The sequence below is a fragment of the Mycobacterium sp. Aquia_216 genome (assembly GCF_026723865.1).
In the GTDB taxonomy this organism is placed as follows: domain Bacteria; phylum Actinomycetota; class Actinomycetes; order Mycobacteriales; family Mycobacteriaceae; genus Mycobacterium.
Genome location: NZ_CP113529.1, coordinates 5,708,627 through 5,726,084 on the forward strand (window position 1 = coordinate 5,708,627; position 17,458 = coordinate 5,726,084).

Consider the following 17,458-nt stretch of genomic DNA (forward strand, 5'->3'; position numbering starts at 1 on the left):
AGCGGAGCGACAAGCCAAACGAAAGCGAGAAGATTTCGAACTATGGTATCCAGCAACGATTTCGACGTGGTGGTACTCGGCGCGGGGCCGATTGGGCAAAATGCCGCTGAACGCGCCCGGGCCGCGGATCTGCGCGTCGCGGTGGTCGAGCGCGAGCTGGTCGGGGGCGAGTGTTCGTACTGGGCCTGTGTGCCCAGCAAGGCATTGCTGCGTCCGGTGCTTGCCCTGTCCGATGCCCGTCGCGTAGATGGCGCGCGCGAGGCTGTCACTGGGTCGATCGACCCCGCCGGTGTATTTGGCCGTCGCAACCGCTACGTGAGTAACTGGGATGACTCCGGTCAGGCTGACTGGGTGGCCGGAATCGGCGCAACGCTGGTGCGTGGGCACGGGCGGTTGGACGGTGCCCGGCGAGTCACCGTCTCGACAGCAAGCGGTGACGAGGTCACACTCGGTGCCCGGCACGCCGTGGTTGTGTGCACCGGGACCCGGGCTGCGCTGCCCGATGTGCCCGGCATCGCCGAAGCACGACCGTGGACCAATCGTCAGGCAACCGACAGCAGCCACGTCCCGGGTCGCCTCGCGGTTGTCGGCGCCGGCGGTGTCGGCGTCGAAATGGCCACGGCCTGGCAGGGTCTGGGTTCCGCGGTGACGCTGCTGGCGCGTGGGCCCGGCCTGCTGCCGCGGATGGAGCCCTTTGTGGGCGAACTCATCGGCCGGGGGCTCGCCGACGCGGGTGTTGACGTGCGCTTGGGTGTTTCGGTGCGGGCACTTCGTCGTCGCGACCCGGAGGGACCGGTGACCGTCGAACTGGATGACGGCAACGAATTGCAGGTCGACGAAATACTCTTCGCGACGGGACGCGCGCCGCTGACTGACGACATCGGCTTGGACACGGTGGGACTGACCCCGGGTAGCTGGCTCGACGTCGACGACACCTGCCGGGTGACGGCCGTCGAGGACGGATGGCTGTATGCGGCCGGCGACGTCAACCATCGCGCCCTGTTGACTCATCAAGGCAAGTACCAGGGACGCATCGCCGGCGCCGCGATCGGGGCTCGAGCCGCCGGAACGCCGCTGGACACCACGCCCTGGGGTGCGCATGCGACCACCGCCGACCATCACGCCGTCCCCCAGGCGTTCTTCACCGATCCGGAAGCGGCCGCGGTCGGACTGACCGCGGAGCAGGCCGTGCAGACCGGTCATCGGGTGCGCACTGTGGACATCGAAATCGGTGATGTCGTTATGGGAGCCAAGCTGTACGCCGACGGCTACAGCGGCCGAGCGCGTATGGTGGTCGAGGAGGATCAGCGCTATCTGCTCGGTGTGACTTTGGTCGGATCGGGTGCCACCGAGATGTTGCACTCGGCCACCATCGCCGTGGCCGGCCAGGTTCCAGTCGCTCGGTTGTGGCACGCGGTCCCGTGCTTCCCGACCGTCAGTGAGCTGTGGCTGAGACTCCTTGAGGCCTACCGGGATTCGGATGACCGATAGTTGCGATAGGAGCGCGAATGGCTACCGCGGACGGGTTTCACCCTGATTTCGACGACACCGAACAGCGGGTGACGCGCAGCAAGGTGCACCACATCAAGGCATCGGACATCAGCTCCGACACCGCGCAATCGGAAGGACTGCGACGGTTCGCGGCGCTGTCCGGTCAGTCGGTCGGCGCCGAGAAGCTGTGGATGGGCGAGACCCACGCGTTACCCGAAACCGTCTCGTCGAACCATCATCACGGCGAGTCGGAGACCGCGATCTATGTCCGAAGCGGCCACCCGGAGTTCGTGTTTCACGACGGCGTGGACGAGGTGCGGATCACGGCTGCACCCGGCGATTACGTTTTCATCCCGCCATATCTGCCGCACCGGGAAGAGAACCCCGACCCGACCACGATTGCCGAGGTGGTGATCGCGCGCAGTAGTCAGGAAGCCATCGTGGTCAACCTGCCCGCGCTGTATCCGCTCGAAAGCGGTCAGTAGACCGCGATTTCGACCAGGTTGCCGTCGATGTCGCGGCAGTAGTGCGAGGTCATCGCTCCCAGCGCACCGGTCTTGGTCACCGGCCCCGCGGTGATCTCGACGCCGCACGCTTCGAGGTGGGCACGCACCTCGTCGGGAGTCGACTCGGTGATGAAGCACAGGTCTTCGGAACCCGCCGCTTCCACGGCCCCGGTGACCCAGTCGGGATCTGCGGCGAGCGCGCCGACGGGTCGAAGGTTGATCTTCTGATTTCCGAAGCACAGCGCGCTTCGCTGCGACGGCCCGAACTTTTCCCGCCTCATGCCGAGCACACGCTCATACCACTGCGCGGTGGCCTCAACATCATGGCAATTGATGACGATATGGTCGAATCGTTCCACGTGGAACCCCACGATCACCCCTCCTGCTCCGCACCGAGTTTCGCCGCGAGGACGGCCGTAACGTCGTCGGCAGCGTACTCATCGAGTGGCCGGTGCGCGAAAAACATTCGATTCCAGAGTAACCCGAACGCTTGACCGACGAGCGCATCGAGGCTGGCCTTCGCGGTGACCTGCCCGCGCGCGTGCGCCCGGTCCAATGACTGAGCCGGACGCCGGCATCCGGGAACGGCGTCCCTGCTGCCCCGGGACGACCCGCGCACGCGTTTGACGGGATTGCCGCGTTTCAACAACTCGCTGGTGCGCGCTCGGCCCTGACTTGCTGACCGTGCGAATCGACCCGGATGAGTACTGGGCGAGCATGCAGCATCTCGCCTGCTGGTAGAACGTCCCCGTGCGCGCGTTGCCATAAAGGCGCTATGAGCTGAGCGCGACAACCGATCGATGATTTGGGCGCTGCCCGGACGTACCACCTATCCGCGCTCGAAGGTCGACATGCATTGGCCGGCTCGTATATCCCCGACGAGGCGTCGCGAGGGAAGATAAAGCGGCGCGTTTTAGCGATTTACGGCCAGGCCTGCCGGGCAGAAACCCCCGTGAGATCCCGCCGGAACGAATCAGCTCCCAGGCGGCCGCCCGCAACGGATCGCCACCGCGGTGGCCCGTACGACCCCAAGGCTGCGACGGGTACCCTCGTGTATGTCCGATGGATCTGAGTAACGAAATCGCCTCCGGACAAGTGTATTTGACGGCTTTGCCGTACAGGGAGAGGGGTGTACAGAGGCTGTCTTGCAGCGAAGTTCGCTGATCGTAGACGCCGATGGTGTTGACGACACTTGGCACGACTCCTCGTGGCTACCCCGAACATAGCCCGCTGCAGGCAAATTGCCGAAGGCATCCGGGTTCGCCGAATTCGCGGCCGATTCGGACAATCGACCAGTCGGCCTTTTGCTCTTTGCTTTTCGACCGACAAGACGACAGATAGGGACAAACCATGCGGTTCCGCAAACTCGGCAGCTCAGATCTCGAGGTCTCGGAGATCTCCCTCGGCTCCTGGCTGACCTATTCCGGCGGTGTAGCCGAGGAGCAGACCCGCGCCTGCACCGAAGCCGCGTTCGACGCGGGCATCAATTTCTTCGACACCGCTAATGCGTACGGCCGAGGCGCAGCCGAGACCGCCTGGGGCGAGATCCTCGCCAAGCACCCCCGTGACTCCTACATCCTGGCGACCAAGGTGTTCTTCGAAATGTCGGACACTGACAAAGGCCTGTCGGGCGCGCAGATCGCCAAGCAGATCGACGCCTCACTGACCCGGCTGCAGACCGACTACGTCGACCTCTACCAGGCCCACCGCTTCGACCCGACCGTGCCGATCGAGGAGACCCTCGAGGCGTTCCAGAAGGTCGTGCAGCAGGGCAAGGCCCGCTACCTCGGCTTCAGCGAGTGGACCACGGAGCAGATCCAAGCGGCGATCGACATCGTCGGGCCCGACTTTTTCGTGTCTTCCCAGCCGCAATACTCCATGCTGTGGCAAGCCCCTGAGGTTGAGGTGTTTGAGCTGTGCGCGGCCAACAACATTTCCCAGATCGTGTGGTCGCCGCTGGCTCAGGGTCTGCTCACCGGCAAATACCTACCCGGCCAGCCGCCCCCTGCCGATAGTCGGCGCGCCCACGACGAGATGGGTGAAAGCATGGGCGTCCTGTTCGACGTGGCTGCCGCAATCGAGGCGGTCCAGCGACTCATACCGATCGCCGAAGGCGCCGGCCTCAGCATGCCAACACTGGCCCTGGCATGGGTGCTGCGCCGCAGCGAGCTCGCTTCGGCGATCACCGGGGCGTCGCGCCCCGAACAGGTCCACGCCAACGCAGCTGCCGCGGGTGTCAAACTGCCCGACGACGTTCTCAAAGCCGTCGACGACGCCCTCGGCGACCTGCCGGTCACCACGCCGACCATCGCCCCCTTCGCGAAGCCCGGCGTGATGCACCGATAATCGGCCCACCCCACTGGGCAGGTCGTCTGCTCCGGCAACCCGTCATGGTCATCATGCCTTGCGCGCCATCACGATCGAGGTGGTGCATTCATGCGGATGGAACGCGAGCGGACGGCATCGCGGTCGGCAAACTTGCCAACGTCACCGTTTTGGGTGCGAACCCCTACGTCGTCAGCCCCGCAACGGCTCAACCGAATTTCGGTGCGGGGCACTGTCTTCGAGGGTCGATGGCTTCCCATCGGGTGACCGGATCGTTACAAACTCAGCGAATTCTCAACAGATTCTATGCCGGCGCATCGCCTCGCTTAAAGGATCAGCAAAGGCGCCGGCCTCACAATAGATTTCATGACGACTGAAGCGTTGTCCGCAGACCTGATCGAACGTTACCTGTGCACTCGCGGCAGCCGGTATTTCCGGGGCCAGCACGACGGCGAATTCTTCTACGTCGCCAACACCCGTCCGCGACGGCTACATGTCCACCTCGGGATCTCTCGTTGGCACGGCGACGAGTTCACCATTCAAGTCACCCCCGGCTGTTTCTTTCCCGCCTCCGATAGCGCTGACTTGGCCGAGCTTGCCGACAGCTGGAATCAGCTCAACCGCGACGTCGTCGTGACTGTGCACCAATCCTCCGACCCACAGCGGGTCGGTGTTCTTGCGCGGAACTCCCGCAAGATCCGGGAGCCCATCGGCTTCGACGACTTCGCCATGTACGTCGACCACACCATTGCCGCGGCGATTGTGTTTTTCGCCAAGCTGGCCGCGGTCGCCGAGTGCCCGACGCCGGCGCAGCCGCTACTGCGGGACGCCGGCTGAGCGGTCAATTGTGTCCGACCCGGGCTCGCCGAACTCGGCGTGGATCGCGCGCCATGCGTCCGCATAGCCGCCGGGCGAATCCCGGTAGCCGCCACGGCGTTTGAGCAAGTGGCGCCCGATCGGAGAGCCGACCAGCCCGAAACCACCGGCAACCAGAACAACTTCGGTCATTTCGCCCGATGCGTGGGGGTCCACAGCAAACGGATATGATATTCTCCTAAACCGAGAGTACGCTATGCCATACGCCGTGCGCCCTGGGAGAACGGCCTCGCGCTGGCAACCACTGACGCCGAACACAACCGCGGGGGAATCGCGATGGGCAACGCTGACACCGAGAATCAGGAAACCGCAAAATGGGATCCGGCGTTTACCGAACAGGTCAAGAACACAGTCGGCCCGCTGGTCAACCGGTGGTTTCGGGCCGAAGTGCGGAATCTGGACAACGTTCCCCCGGCCGGTGGGGCCTTGGTGGTGTCCAACCACTCCGGCGGTATCTTCACGCCCGACGTCCTGATTTTCTCGTCAGCCTTCTACGACAAGTTCGGCTACGACCGGCCGGTGTACACCCTCGCCCACTACGGGGTATTCATGGGACCGCTGGACAGCTGGCTGCGTCGGGTGGGGGTCATCGAGGCCAGTCCCGAAAATGCTTCCACTGCACTGCATTCGGGCGCAGTCGTGCTGGTTTTCCCGGGCGGTGACTACGACTCCTACCGGCCCACGTTGAGCGCGAACACCATCGATTTCAACGGCCGCACCGGCTATGCGCGGGCCGCGCTCGAAGCCGGGGTGCCGATCGTGCCTGCCGTCTCGATCGGTGGCCAAGAGACCCAGCTGTTCCTGACCCGCGGCAACTGGCTGGCTCGCAAACTGGGAATCACCAAAGCCCGCATGGACATTCTGCCGGTCAGCTTCGGCTTCCCGTTCGGGCTGAGCGTCATCTTCCCGCCGAACCTGCCGCTGCCGGCCAAGATCGTGACCGAGGTGCTCGAGCCGATCGACATCATCGCCCAGTTCGGCAAGGACCCGGACGTCGACGAGGTGGACGCCCACGTACGTTCGGTGATGGACGCCGCCCTCAAACGTCTGGCCCGCCAGCGACGGTTCCCCATTCTGGGCTGACCAATGATCGCCCGCAACGTCTAGTACTTCAGATAACCGCGATCCACCACGACCTGACTGCCCGACATGTTCGCCGACCCGTCTCCGGCAAGCCAGGCAACGACGTCCGCGATGTCCTCGGGCTTCATGAACTCTTCGGGAGCACCAATGGCACGAAACGGCATCGGGGGGAGGCTGTGCAAGTAGGAAGGATGATCGGCGAGAAACGTCAGCATCTCCTCAGAGCTTCCCATTGGCGTGCTCACCGCGTACGGGTGGACGGAATTCACCCGGATGCCGTACTCGCCCAATTCCACCGCCAAGGCATTCGTGAGCCCGACCAGACCATGTTTGGACGCCGAATAGTGCCCATTGCCGGGTGTGGCTTTCAGTCCGGTGGTCGAGCTGATGACAATGATCGAACCACCGTTGCCCAGCTTGATCATCGCGGGCACCGCGGCGCGCACGGTGCGCCAGGTGCCACTCAGATTGACGTCGACGACGGTGTCCCAATGCTCTTCGGACATCTCCCACAACCGGCCGAAGCTCAATACCCCCGCATTGGCGACGACGATATCGAGCCTGCCGAATTGGTCGACGGCATCGGCAACCAACTGCTGCAGATCCGCCAGATTGCGGATATCGACTTCGCGAACGAGCGCTTTGCGTCCTGAATCTTCCACCGCCCGAGCCGTTTCCACCAATTCGTCGGAAGTGGCGGCCGGATACCGGACGGTGCTGGAAACGGGGGCGCAGACGTCGATGGCGATGATGTCGGCGCCTTCGTTGGCAAGCCGGATCGCGTGAGCGCGTCCCTGCCCGCGCGCCGCCCCGGTGACGAGCGCGACGCGGCCCTGCAGGCTAGAAGCTCCTTGAATCATTCGATCCCTCCCCAGATTGCCGAGAACTCGCCGTCTCGCAACGGCATTCGACGGCGCCCCCTGAACCGTCTGCCGGATCCCTCGATCGTGCGCCCGCGGAGAGACCCCCACAATGACGTGTCTCCTCGTACGAAAGAGGCGATGTCTCCTATCGCAGCTGGAGCCCGCCGGGCGGCGAAGAGATCACCCGGAACGAATTGCGGGCGCCGGCCCGTAGCAAACTCCGAACCACTACGGCATAGTTGCTGTCAAGTCGCGTCGACGGGGCGAGGTGGCGTGTGAAACGACTCAATGGCATGGACGCCATGTTGCTCTACAGCGAGACGCCGAAAGCTGAACTCCTGCGCGCCGCCGCGAGAGACCATGTCCGGCAAATCGTCGAGCTGCCCGGGCTGGTCAAAGACGCTGCGGTGGGAGTGAGCCGGGTGCGGCGCCGCGCCAAAGAGCGCGGGGATAACCCGGATCTGGCCGACGCTTTCGACGCACCGTCGAGCTTCCTCAACCACGTGGTGTCCCCGCAGCGGCGGTTCGCCAGCGCGACCCTGCCCTTGGCCGAGGTCAAAGTGACGGCCAAGGCGCTGGACATCACCGTCAATGACATGGTGCTGGCCATAGCCACCGGCGGATTGCGCACGCTGTTGTTGAGCTACGACGGCCGGGCCGGCCGCCCCATCATCGCGTCGGTGCCCACCGCCACCGACAAGCCCGATCGCGTCACCGGCAACGAGATCAGCGGCCTGATGATTTCGCTGCCGGTCCACGTCGCCGATCCCGCCGAACGGGCACGACTGGTTTCGCTCGCGACCCGGATCGCCAAAGAAGACCACGAAATCATGGGCCCGGAACTCTACGGGCGGCTGATGGCCTATCTGCCGACGGCATTCGCCCCGACCGTGTTCCGCTGGCTGGGCCGCTACGACGTGCCGAACAAGCTGATGAACGTGGCGGTCTCCAGCGTGATAGGACCGCGCGAGCGCGGACATTTCGGCGGCGCCACCGTGACCGAGATCTACTCCACCGGGGTCCTCTCACCGGGCGCACCGGTCAATATCACCGTATGGAGTTACGCCGACGGGCTCGGGATCGCGGTGCTGACCGACGACCGGACGTTCAAAGACCCGCATGAAGCGACCGACGCGATGACCGACGCGTTCGCTGAACTACGCAGCGCCGCAGGCATTTCCGCGCGGAATTCAGGCGGCGAGAACGGCGTCCAGCGCTGAATAGAACAAGCCCAACCCGTCGTCGGAGGGGCCCGTCAACGCTTCGATCGCGTGCTCGGGGTGTGGCATCAGCCCGACGACGCGGCCGTTGGCCGAGCTGATACCCGCGATGCCGCGCAGCGAGCCGTTGACGTTGTCGTGGTATCGAAACACCACGCGCCCCTCGCCCTCGAGTTCGTCGAGCACATTCTCCGGCGCCACATAGCGGCCCTCGCCCGACTTCAGTGGAACCAGCAGGTCGGCGTCGGGCTCGAAGCGCGACGTCCACGCCGTCGAGTTCGACGCCACCCGAAGCCACACGTCGCGGCAGATGAAGTGCAGACCCGCGTTCCGGGTTAGAACGCCGGGCAGCAGCCTGGTCTCGCAGAGCACCTGAAAACCGTTGCAAATCCCCAACACCGGCATGCCGCGACCCGCCGCGTACACCACCTCGGACATCACGGGGGCGAATCGGGCGATCGCGCCGGCGCGCAGATAGTCGCCGTAGGAGAACCCGCCCGGCACCACGACCGCGTCGACCGCCTTGAGGTCGGCGTCGGCGTGCCACAGGCTCACCGCCTCCGCGCCGACGCGGCGCACCGCGCGGGCAGCGTCCACGTCGTCAAGAGTCCCGGGAAAGGTGATCACGCCGATCCGCGCAGTCACAGCACTTCCCGGCTGATCGTCCAGTCTTCGATCACGGTGTTGGCCAACAGCGATTCGGCGATCTCGGCAAGCACGGAATCGTCGACGCTGTCGTCGACTTCGAGCTCAAACCTCTTGCCCTGGCGGACATCTGAGATTCCGGGATGTCCGAGTCGGCCCAGTGCGCCGACAATCGCCTGACCCTGCGGGTCGAGAATCTCCGCTTTGGGCATCACGTTAACGATCACCCGCGCCACTGGCGTTCCTCCTGTCGCATTTCGATCGGCGCCAACTCTACCGGCGGCCGGTGCCCAGCGCGGCTCACGGGCAGGAGGCGATATAGGCCTCGCACAGCGGCGCCGTCATCGAATCCAGCACTTGGTTGTCTGCCATCGAGGGCCAGGGCACCTGAGGCGGCGCCGAAGACCACAGCGTCAGCTCGCTGATCGTGCTGCTCGCGACGTGTGCGACCAGGTAGATGTGCATGATCACCGGCCCGCTGATCACCCCGGCCAACCGGTTCGGTTCGTCAGTGGTAATCGACGGCGATTGCAGCGGCGCACCCAGCTGGCAACCCCGCAGCACCGCGACGGCATTGCCGAACACCGATGAGGCGATCGCCCCGCCGCGGGCCGTGTCGCCGCGCCAGTGCAGGATCTGGGCCTGCAGCTGCCATTGGCCGTCCGGGTGGACCACCGTCGCGCGAGCCGCCACCGCCGAAGCGCGTGGATCCTGCGCCAGCGGTTGCGCGCCGCACAACTCCTCGAACCGGAAGCGCGGCCCCGCCCCGGCCCCCGTGACTTGCCCGGCCGAACCTGCCAGCGCCGGCCAGTTGTACGTCGTGTTCAGCGGCACGGCGCGCTGCTGCATCCAGGCGGTGGCGGGGATCTGGTCGCAGACAGGCGGACAGGTCTCCGGTTCGGCGGGTGCGGGAACCACGAAGACAAGAGCGGCGACCAGGCCACCGGCGACCAGTATCGTCGCGACAACTACCCGCACACGACCACCCCCGTCAGGGCACAATCGTAGGCATGCAACTGACGCATTTCGGCCATTCCTGCCTACTTGCCGAGTTCGATAACACTAGCGTGCTCTTTGATCCCGGTACCTTCGCGCATGGTTTCGAAGGAATCACCGGGCTGACCGCCATCCTGATCACCCACCAGCACCCAGATCATGTCGACCCGGCGCGACTGCCCGCGCTGATCGAGGCCAACCCCGATGCCGCGCTCTACACCGACTCACAAACCGCGGCACAGCTCGACGCACCCTTCCAGACGGTTCACGCCGGCGACGAGCTGACGATCGGTGAACTGACGATTCGGGCGCTCGGCGGGAAGCACGCGGTAATTCACCCGGAAATCCCTGTGATAGAGAACCTTTCGTATCTGGTGGGCGACGGCGAGCACCGCGCCCGGTTGATGCACCCCGGTGACGCGTTGTTCGTGCCCGACGAGCCGGTGGATGTATTGGCGACGCCGGCGGCGGCGCCGTGGATGAGGATCTCCGAGGCCGTCGACTACCTGCGCGCGGTGTCCCCGGCACGGGCGGTACCCATCCACCAAGGCGTCGTCGCACCCGAGGCGAGGGGTATCTACTACGGCCGGCTCACCGAGATGACCAGTACGGACTTCCAGGTATTGCCCGAGGAAAGCGCCGTCACCTTCTAGGGCGTACCACCCGCACTAGGTGATGTCGCCGGCGGCGCCGCGACCGGCGGCCCGGCCGGAGAAAATGCATCCGCCCAGGAACGTGCCCTCCAAGGCCCGGTAACCGTGCATGCCGCCACCGCCGAACCCGGCCACTTCGCCGGCAGCATACAGTCCGGTAAGCGGGGTGCCGCCGTCCTTGAGAACCCGCCCATCCAAGTCAGTCTCGATGCCGCCCAACGTCTTTCGGGTTAGAATGTGCAGTTTGACCGCGATCAACGGTCCGGCCTTCGGATCGGTCAGCCGGTGCGGCGGCACCACCCGACCCAGCCGGTCACCGAGATATCCGCGGGCGCCGCGGATCGCGGTGATCTGGCCGTCTTTGCTGAACTTGTTGACCACCTCGCGATCGCGGGCGGTGACCTCGGACTCCACCGTCGCGTAGTCCAGCGGGACCACATCGGGTAGCTTGTTCATCCCGGTTATCAACTCGCGCAACGAATCTGCGCTGACGAAGTCCACGCCGCGATCGATGAATGCCCGGACGGGTCCGGGCGGGCCGGAGCTGGCCCGGTTACGCAGCAGCTCGCGGACGCTCTGACCGGTCAGGTCGGGGTTCTGCTCCTGCCCAGAAAGGGCGAATTCCTTCTCAATGATCTTGGTGTTCAAGATAAACCAGGTGTAGTCGTACCCGGATTTAGTGATGTATTCCAACGTGCCGAGCGTGTCGAACCCGGGATACAGCGGAACCGGCAACCGGTTCCCGGCCGCGTCCAGCCATAGCGACGACGGGCCTGGGATGATCCGGATACCGTGCAGCGGCCAGATCGGGTCGTAGTTGGTGATGCCCTCGGTGTAATGCCACATCCGATCGGGATTGATCACGCGGGCCCCGGCCTGCGCGGAGATGCCGATCATCCTGCCGTCCACGTGGGCCGGCACCCCGCTCAGCATCTGCTCGGGCACCCGGCCCATCCGCTGTGGCCAGTTCTTGCGGACCAGATCGTGGTTGCCGCCGATCCCACCGCTGGTCACGATGACTGCGGATGCACGAAATTCGAATGCCCCCACGGCCTTTCGCGAGGAAGGCACACCTCGCGCTACGGTCGACGGCTCCAGTACGGTGCCCCGAACGCCGGTAACCGCGCCGCCTGCCCCGCCCTCCAGGATCAACTCATCGACTTGGTGACGATGGGCGAAGCGAACACTCGACCGATCCAGCAGCTGACGCGCGAAGATGTCGACCAGGGCGGGACCGGTGCCCCAGGTGATGTGGAACCGGGGAACCGAGTTGCCGTGCCCCTGCGCGTTGTATCCGCCGCGTTCGGCCCAGCCCACCAACGGAAAGATTTTCAGACCCCGCTCGCGCAGCCAGCTGCGCTTCTCGCCGGCCGCAAAATCCACATAGGCGTGCGCCCACTTCCGCGGCCAGTAGTCCTCTTCGCGATCGAAAGCAGCCGTGCCCAACCAGTCCTGTAACGCCAGTTCGTGGCTGTCCCGGATACCCAGACGACGCTGCTCGGGGCTGTCGACGAAGAACAGACCGCCGAACGACCAGAAGGCCTGACCACCGACGTTGGCGCTGTTCTCCTGATCGAGAATGAGCACCCGCAGCCCGCGGTCCACCAATTCACAGGCGGCCACCAGACCGGACAGTCCCGCCCCGACAATAATCGCGTCAGCGGCGAAGCCCGCCGAAGAATCGCTCATGTCGGACCAGGGTAGTGCCCGGACCAAGCGATTAATCAGATGGCTTGGTCAGGCCGCGTCCAGAATGGCTCTGTCGGGTCGCCACCGGTAGACCGTTGGCGTGCACCCGTGCATCGAGGCGAGGTCGACGGCATCCAGCATCGTCTGCAACGGCCCCGGCTTACGCAACTGGCGAGCCGCGACCGCCACCCGCACGATCCCACCGCGACGAGCGATCCGTTCGGAGGACAGCACCACCATGCGGCACCACCACGGTTCGGTAAGGAATCCCTCGCCGATGCCGAGTACCCGGCTGCGAACGGTGGTGTGACGGACCAGGTCGGTAATCCCGTGCAAATCAGCTAGCAGTCGAAATCCGTTGCCGGGCAAGGCCTTAACGACGCCTGGCGAGACGGTCCAACCCGGTGCGGCGAAGAGCCGGGTGCGCAGCCCGAGATGTTCGAGCACCCGGTCGGCGGCCATCAGCCGAAGGTTGGCCTCGTGGGCCCGCAGGATGGCGAACTCGCCACGCCGCTTCTTGGTGGCAGCGTCGTCGTAGCCGTGCAGCACGATGGCGTCGCCGCCGGCGCGCCGGGCAGTCAGCCACTCGACCGTGCGTGGATCGTGGTCAAGCCGGTAGTCGCCGGACAGACGCGGAGCCACCAGCAACGAAACCGGCACCTTGCGGGAATCCATTTGCGCGCAGAACGCCTCGACGTCGTCCAGGGTGCGCTCGCCTATCCCTGAGACGGAGACGATCAGTTTTCCAGACACAACCGCATTTTGACGAGCGCAGGTTTCGGGATGGTGAAGGACACGCAGACGCCAGGCATATATCAACGCGTACGCCAGATGTCACTCTCCGCTCCGATGCGGCGTTCGCGCAACGGAGTTGGGCCACTTGCCGGACCGTGGTGCGGGCTCGGCGCACCGCCGGGAGGACGGCCGTGCCGCCACGCCCTGGGTGGGACACGCCAACCAGCGTCTGGATGCGAAATCGGTTCGATATGCTAAGCAACGCCATGGAGAAGGCCCGTTCCGCAGCGGGCGACGCCCCGCTGCCCAGCACCGCCGCCGGGCTGTCGAGTGCCGAGGAACGTGTTTACCCCGACAAACTGGATGCCCCGCTGTTGCGGATTTCCGGCGTGTGTCTGCTGGCCACGATCATGGCGATCCTGGATGTCACCGTCGTCACGGTCGCGCAACGCACCTTCATCTCCGAATTCGGGTCCACCCAGGCCATCGTCGCGTGGACAATGACCGGCTACACCCTCGGATTAGCGACCGTGATCCCCCTGACCGGTTGGGCAGCCGACCGGTTCGGCACCAAACGGCTCTTCATGGGCTCGGTAGTGGCGTTCGTACTGGGTTCGTTGCTATGCGCGTTGGCGTCAACGATCTTGCAGCTCATCGTATTTCGCGTAGTGCAGGGCATCAGCGGCGGCATGTTGATGCCGCTGGGATTCATGATCATGACGCGCGAAGCGGGCCCCGGACGCCTCGGTCGGCTGATGTCTATTCTGAGCATCCCGATGCTGCTTGCCCCGATCGCCGGGCCAATCCTGGGCGGTTGGCTGATCGACACATCCAGTTGGAAGTGGATCTTCCTGATCAACTTGCCGATCGGGTTGGTCACCTTCGTCCTCGCGGGGATCGTGTTCCCGCGAGATCACCCCGCGCGGTCGGAAACGTTCGACGTGGTTGGCGGGCTGCTGCTCTCGCCCGGGTTGGCGACGTTTTTGTTCGCGGTGTCCTCGATCCCGCGTTGCGGAACGATCGCCGATCGTCGCGTCTTGATACCCGCGGCCGTCGGCCTGGCCTTGATCGCGGCGTTCGTCGTGCACGCGTTGCGCCGCGCCGATCACCCGCTCATCGACCTGCATTTGTTTCAGAACCCGGTTCTCACCCGGGCCAATGTGACGATGCTGCTGTTCGCCGGCGCCTTCTTCGGCGCCGGCCTGCTGCTGCCCAGTTATTTCCAGCAGGTGCTGCACCAGACGCCGATGCAAGCCGGGGTGCACCTGATCCCGCAGGGACTCGGCGCCATGCTCACCATGCGACTGGCGGGTCCGCTCGTGGACAGACAGGGACCGGGCAAGTTCGTGCTGGGCGGTATCGCACTGATCATCGCCGGCCTGGGCACGTTCGCGTTCGGTGTCGCCAGGCACGCCGAGTATCTGCCCACGCTGCTGATCGCGCTGGCGGTCATGGGCCTGGGGATGGGCTGCACGATGATGCCGCTCTCGGTGGCATCGGTGCAGGCGTTGGCACCGCACCAGATTGCCCGCGGCACCACGCTGATGAGCGTCAGCCATCAGGTGGGCGGCTCGATGGGAACCGCGCTGATGGCGATGATCCTGACCGACCAATTCGACCGGAGCCAAGACATCGCCGCGGCGAACAAACTTGCCGCGTTACAGCAGCAGGCCGCAATCAGCGGCGTTCCGGTTGATCCGTCACAAATACCACACCAGTCACTCGCCCCCGATTTTTCCGCTAATCTGCTGCACGACCTTTCGCACGCCTATACATCTGTATTCGTGGTCGCAGCGGTATTGGTGGCATTTACGATCATCCCGGCGTCATTTCTGCCGAAAAGACCCGCCAGCCAAACAGCCGCCGAATAATCATTTGAGCAGCGCCGATGCCGGCTGCACGCGGTTTCGTAGAAATGATCTTGCGCGTTGATTCGGCACGCGTAGATTTCCCGTTCGCAGGTGTCTAGAAAATGACGGCTACGCAAGTGGCAAGGACATATTGCAGCCGCTCAGGCTCCCCTTACAGCTCGTGAATACCGGCAAAGCGACCAAATCGCGCAACCGTCTCGATATGCTCGGATGCATGCTCAGCGACGCCGTGGAAGGAGCGCGCCCCGCAGCTCCCAAAGTCGCGGTCCCCCTCATTTCCACCAGGCGCGCAGCCGCGGGCGATCGTGAGTATCCCGACAAGGTCGACGCCAAGCTGCTGCGCGTCGTCTTCGTGTGCGGGCTGGCCGCCGTGATGGCAGTGCTGGACAGCAACGTCGTCGCGGTCGCCCAGGGCACCTTCGTCACCCAGTTCAAGACCACCCAAGCCGTCGTCTCCTGGACGGTCGCCGGCTACATGCTCGCGTTTGCAACCGTGATCCCGATAACCGGGTGGGCGGCCGACAGGTTCGGTACCAAGCGGCTCTTCATCGGGTCGGTTCTGTTCTTCATGGTGGGCTCGCTACTCTGCGCGATTTCACCAAACATCATGCTGCTCATCATATTTCGGGTGATACAAGGTATCGGCGGCGGAATGTTGATGCCGCTGAGCTTCGTGATCCTGGCGCATGAGGCAGGACCGCATCGGGTTGGCCGACTGATGGCGATCGGGGGAATTCCGATCCTGCTCGGTCCGATCGGTGGGCCAGTCCTGGGCGGCTGGCTGGTGGGCTCCTACGGCTGGGAGTGGATCTTCCTGATCAATCTGCCGATCGGGCTGATCTCGCTCATCCTGGCGGCAGTCACCTTTCCCAAAGACCGCCCCGCCCCGGCGGAAGCCCTCGACATCGTCAGCGTGCTGCTGCTGCCCCCCGGCGTCACGCTTTTCCTCTGCGGGGTGTCGTACATCCCGGCGGCCGGCACGATAAGCGATTACCGCGTGTGGGCACCGACCCTCACCGGGCTGCTGTTGGTCAGCGCATTCGTCTTCCACTCCTTTCGCACCGAACACCCGCTCATCGACCTGCGACTTTTCCAGAATCGCGTGGTAGCCCAGGCCAATATGGCCCTGCTGGTGTTCGGCGCCCCCTTCGTCGGCCTCGGCCTGCTGGTGCCGAGCTATTTCCAACTCGTCATGCACAAGACGCCGATGCAGTCCGGCTTGCTTCTGGTGCCGGTCGGTCTCGGTGCGGTCATCACGATGCCGCTCGCCGGGATATTCATGGACAAACACGGACCCGGCAAGATCGTGATGATCGGCCTGCCGGTGATGGCGGCAGGTCTGGGCATCTTCACCTACGGAGTCGCCACGCAGGCGCCCTTCAACCCGACGCTGTTGATCGGACTTGCGGTCATGGGCCTGGGCGTCGGCTGCACGACGACGCCGCTGTCTGCGGCGGTGCTGCAGGCGCTGGCCCCGCATCAGGTCGCGCGCGGCACCACGCTGGTGACCGTGAACCAGCAGGTGAGTGGATCGATCGGGGCAGCGCTGTTGGGCGTGATCCTGACCCAGTTGTTCAATCACAACGAGACCCTGGTCGCGGCGAACAGGCTGGTCGCAGCGCAGCAGGAGGCCACTGGGCAACGTCTGCCGGTGGAGGCCTCGGCCTCCGCATGGAAAGACCTTGGCCCCGACTTCGCGAACAGCGTGTCGCTCGGCCTGTCACACGCCTACACGGCGGTGTTCGTGGTCGCCGTCGCCTTGCTGGTGCTGACGATCGTCCCGGCAGCATTTCTTCCGATGAAGCGGCCGGAGCCGGAGGTAGATCCGGAGCCCGCCGCCGCGCCGGCTGACTGACCCGGTTTACCCCTCGAAAAGCATTGTCGCGATCCGCGTCACGGTTAGCATCGGGTCGACCGATTTGACCTGAGCGTTGACCGCGTCGTTGAGCCACAGCGTCGAAAACCCATGCACCAGTGACCATGCCGCCAACTGCGCGCCCTCGGGGTCGGCTTGCGCGTTGGCATCGCGCAGCGTCGCCACGCCGCGCGCCAGCTCGGCGCCGGCCGCGGCTTGCGCGGCGGCCAGCGCGGTGTCCGCAGCGTCCAGCAACGACCTGTTGAACATCACCTGATAGTGGCCGGGATGTTCGAGGGCGAACCGCACATAGGCCAGGGCCGCGTCGGCGAAGTGGCCGCGAGCGCCCTTCAGCGCCCGCGCCAGCAGCTCAAAGCCCTGTGCGGCCAGTGCGGTGAACAGGCCGCGACGATCGACGAAGTGGTGGGCAGGCGCGGCGTGGGACACACCCGCGCCTCGGGCCAGCTGGCGCAAGGACACCTGGTCCGCGCCGCGTTCGGCCACCAGGCGCGCGGCTTCGCCCAGGATCACCGCGCGCAGATCACCGTGGTGGTAGTTCGGACGGCCCATGGCAGCAAGCATAGCGGGCTAACTTGACAGTGACTAGATACGAGCTAGCTTTGAGACATCTATCTTGTCACTGCCTAGAT

General features: G+C 64.9%; 19 protein-coding genes. 9 read left to right on the forward strand and 10 right to left on the reverse strand.

From position 1 onward, the window contains the following. Window positions 1-42 precede the first annotated feature (42 nt). Together OK015_RS26715 and OK015_RS26720 are read left to right on the forward strand one after the other, a co-directional pair. Complete coding sequence (locus OK015_RS26715) at window positions 43-1,491, forward strand: dihydrolipoyl dehydrogenase family protein (RefSeq protein WP_268127722.1); 1,449 nt, start codon at window positions 43-45, stop codon at window positions 1,489-1,491. Window positions 1,492-1,508: 17 nt separating this feature from the next. Next, window positions 1,509-1,976, forward strand: coding sequence for a cupin domain-containing protein (locus tag OK015_RS26720; RefSeq protein ID WP_268127725.1), 468 nt, complete (start codon window positions 1,509-1,511; stop codon window positions 1,974-1,976). Here OK015_RS26720 and OK015_RS26725 read toward each other — a convergent pair. Then, window positions 1,970-2,368, reverse strand: a complete 399-nt coding sequence (locus tag OK015_RS26725; protein ID WP_268127726.1) for a VOC family protein — start codon at window positions 2,366-2,368, stop codon at window positions 1,970-1,972. The two genes, OK015_RS26720 and OK015_RS26725, sit on opposite strands and share 7 nt — an antisense overlap. Before the next feature lie 2 nt (window positions 2,369-2,370). After that, window positions 2,371-2,763, reverse strand: coding sequence for a TetR/AcrR family transcriptional regulator C-terminal ligand-binding domain-containing protein (locus tag OK015_RS29375; RefSeq protein ID WP_442791167.1), 393 nt, complete (start codon window positions 2,761-2,763; stop codon window positions 2,371-2,373). A 584-nt stretch (window positions 2,764-3,347) separates the two neighbouring features. Here OK015_RS29375 and OK015_RS26735 point away from each other — a divergent pair. Together OK015_RS26735 and OK015_RS26740 are read left to right on the forward strand one after the other, a co-directional pair. Continuing rightward, on the forward strand, window positions 3,348-4,343 hold the full coding sequence (locus tag OK015_RS26735) for an aldo/keto reductase family protein (RefSeq protein WP_268127728.1): 996 nt from the start codon (window positions 3,348-3,350) through the stop codon (window positions 4,341-4,343). Window positions 4,344-4,688: 345 nt separating this feature from the next. Next, the gene (locus OK015_RS26740) at window positions 4,689-5,159 is read left to right on the forward strand and encodes a hypothetical protein (protein WP_268127729.1); all 471 of its coding nucleotides are present in this window, start codon (window positions 4,689-4,691) and stop codon (window positions 5,157-5,159) included. On the opposite strand, the gene OK015_RS26745 is transcribed toward OK015_RS26740, so the two are convergent. Then, the gene (locus OK015_RS26745; RefSeq protein WP_268127730.1) at window positions 5,139-5,330 is read right to left on the reverse strand and encodes a hypothetical protein; all 192 of its coding nucleotides are present in this window, start codon (window positions 5,328-5,330) and stop codon (window positions 5,139-5,141) included. The genes OK015_RS26740 and OK015_RS26745 overlap by 21 nt on opposite strands. 144 nt (window positions 5,331-5,474) lie before the next feature. On the opposite strand from OK015_RS26745, the gene OK015_RS26750 reads away from it, so the two are divergent. Further along, complete coding sequence (locus OK015_RS26750; RefSeq protein WP_268127731.1) at window positions 5,475-6,281, forward strand: lysophospholipid acyltransferase family protein; 807 nt, start codon at window positions 5,475-5,477, stop codon at window positions 6,279-6,281. A 20-nt stretch (window positions 6,282-6,301) separates the two neighbouring features. Here OK015_RS26750 and OK015_RS26755 read toward each other — a convergent pair whose 3' ends face one another. After that, window positions 6,302-7,141 (reverse strand): mycofactocin-coupled SDR family oxidoreductase, encoded by an 840-nt coding sequence (locus tag OK015_RS26755; protein WP_268127732.1) that lies wholly within the window; start codon window positions 7,139-7,141, stop codon window positions 6,302-6,304. Window positions 7,142-7,419: 278 nt separating this feature from the next. Between OK015_RS26755 and OK015_RS26760 the strand changes: the two genes are divergently transcribed. Beyond that, window positions 7,420-8,364 (forward strand): WS/DGAT domain-containing protein, encoded by a 945-nt coding sequence (locus OK015_RS26760; RefSeq protein ID WP_268127734.1) that lies wholly within the window; start codon window positions 7,420-7,422, stop codon window positions 8,362-8,364. On the opposite strand, the gene purQ is transcribed toward OK015_RS26760, so the two are convergent. The 3 genes from purQ to OK015_RS26775 form a co-directional block, all read right to left on the reverse strand. Next, window positions 8,335-9,009 carry a phosphoribosylformylglycinamidine synthase subunit PurQ gene (gene purQ, locus OK015_RS26765; protein ID WP_268127735.1) on the reverse strand — a complete coding sequence of 225 codons (675 nt, stop codon included), beginning with the start codon at window positions 9,007-9,009 and terminating at the stop codon, window positions 8,335-8,337. The two genes, OK015_RS26760 and purQ, sit on opposite strands and share 30 nt — an antisense overlap. Continuing rightward, window positions 9,006-9,245 (reverse strand): phosphoribosylformylglycinamidine synthase subunit PurS, encoded by a 240-nt coding sequence (purS, locus tag OK015_RS26770; protein ID WP_268127736.1) that lies wholly within the window; start codon window positions 9,243-9,245, stop codon window positions 9,006-9,008. Before purS ends, purQ begins: the two co-directional genes overlap by 4 nt. Before the next feature lie 64 nt (window positions 9,246-9,309). Beyond that, a complete protein-coding gene (locus OK015_RS26775) occupies window positions 9,310-9,987 on the reverse strand; it encodes an ATPase (protein WP_268127738.1) in 678 nt (225 codons plus the stop codon). Window positions 9,988-10,019: 32 nt separating this feature from the next. Here OK015_RS26775 and OK015_RS26780 point away from each other — a divergent pair, with 32 nt between their 5' ends. Beyond that, window positions 10,020-10,658: an MBL fold metallo-hydrolase gene (locus OK015_RS26780; protein ID WP_268127739.1), complete on the forward strand. Its 639-nt coding sequence runs from the start codon at window positions 10,020-10,022 to the stop codon at window positions 10,656-10,658. Window positions 10,659-10,673: 15 nt separating this feature from the next. On the opposite strand, the gene OK015_RS26785 is transcribed toward OK015_RS26780, so the two are convergent. Continuing rightward, window positions 10,674-12,347 (reverse strand): FAD-binding dehydrogenase, encoded by a 1,674-nt coding sequence (locus OK015_RS26785; RefSeq protein ID WP_268127742.1) that lies wholly within the window; start codon window positions 12,345-12,347, stop codon window positions 10,674-10,676. A gap of 48 nt (window positions 12,348-12,395) precedes the next feature. Continuing rightward, window positions 12,396-13,100: a DUF2334 domain-containing protein gene (locus tag OK015_RS26790; protein WP_268127744.1), complete on the reverse strand. Its 705-nt coding sequence runs from the start codon at window positions 13,098-13,100 to the stop codon at window positions 12,396-12,398. Between the two features lie 233 nt (window positions 13,101-13,333). Here OK015_RS26790 and OK015_RS26795 point away from each other — a divergent pair, with 233 nt between their 5' ends. Both OK015_RS26795 and OK015_RS26800 read left to right on the forward strand, forming a co-directional pair. Next, the gene (locus OK015_RS26795; RefSeq protein WP_268127745.1) at window positions 13,334-14,953 is read left to right on the forward strand and encodes a DHA2 family efflux MFS transporter permease subunit; all 1,620 of its coding nucleotides are present in this window, start codon (window positions 13,334-13,336) and stop codon (window positions 14,951-14,953) included. A gap of 214 nt (window positions 14,954-15,167) precedes the next feature. Continuing rightward, window positions 15,168-16,808, forward strand: coding sequence for a DHA2 family efflux MFS transporter permease subunit (locus tag OK015_RS26800; RefSeq protein WP_268127746.1), 1,641 nt, complete (start codon window positions 15,168-15,170; stop codon window positions 16,806-16,808). A 6-nt stretch (window positions 16,809-16,814) separates the two neighbouring features. Here the strand turns inward: OK015_RS26800 and OK015_RS26805 are convergent, their stop codons facing one another. After that, window positions 16,815-17,378: a TetR/AcrR family transcriptional regulator gene (locus OK015_RS26805; protein ID WP_268127749.1), complete on the reverse strand. Its 564-nt coding sequence runs from the start codon at window positions 17,376-17,378 to the stop codon at window positions 16,815-16,817. Between the last annotated feature and the right edge of the window lie 80 nt (window positions 17,379-17,458).

Coding starts and splice junctions, on each gene's coding strand:
- OK015_RS29375 (WP_442791167.1), bottom strand. CDS start 2,763: ATGGCAACGCGCGCACGGGGACGTTCTACCAGCAGGCGAGATGCTGCA.
- OK015_RS26740 (WP_268127729.1), top strand. CDS start 4,689: ATGACGACTGAAGCGTTGTCCGCAGACCTGATCGAACGTTACCTGTGC.
- OK015_RS26755 (WP_268127732.1), bottom strand. CDS start 7,141: ATGATTCAAGGAGCTTCTAGCCTGCAGGGCCGCGTCGCGCTCGTCACC.
- OK015_RS26785 (WP_268127742.1), bottom strand. CDS start 12,347: ATGAGCGATTCTTCGGCGGGCTTCGCCGCTGACGCGATTATTGTCGGG.
- OK015_RS26745 (WP_268127730.1), bottom strand. CDS start 5,330: ATGACCGAAGTTGTTCTGGTTGCCGGTGGTTTCGGGCTGGTCGGCTCT.
- OK015_RS26805 (WP_268127749.1), bottom strand. CDS start 17,378: ATGGGCCGTCCGAACTACCACCACGGTGATCTGCGCGCGGTGATCCTG.
- OK015_RS26780 (WP_268127739.1), top strand. CDS start 10,020: ATGCAACTGACGCATTTCGGCCATTCCTGCCTACTTGCCGAGTTCGAT.
- OK015_RS26735 (WP_268127728.1), top strand. CDS start 3,348: ATGCGGTTCCGCAAACTCGGCAGCTCAGATCTCGAGGTCTCGGAGATC.
- OK015_RS26720 (WP_268127725.1), top strand. CDS start 1,509: ATGGCTACCGCGGACGGGTTTCACCCTGATTTCGACGACACCGAACAG.
- OK015_RS26800 (WP_268127746.1), top strand. CDS start 15,168: ATGCTCAGCGACGCCGTGGAAGGAGCGCGCCCCGCAGCTCCCAAAGTC.
- OK015_RS26715 (WP_268127722.1), top strand. CDS start 43: ATGGTATCCAGCAACGATTTCGACGTGGTGGTACTCGGCGCGGGGCCG.
- OK015_RS26795 (WP_268127745.1), top strand. CDS start 13,334: ATGCTAAGCAACGCCATGGAGAAGGCCCGTTCCGCAGCGGGCGACGCC.
- OK015_RS26750 (WP_268127731.1), top strand. CDS start 5,475: ATGGGCAACGCTGACACCGAGAATCAGGAAACCGCAAAATGGGATCCG.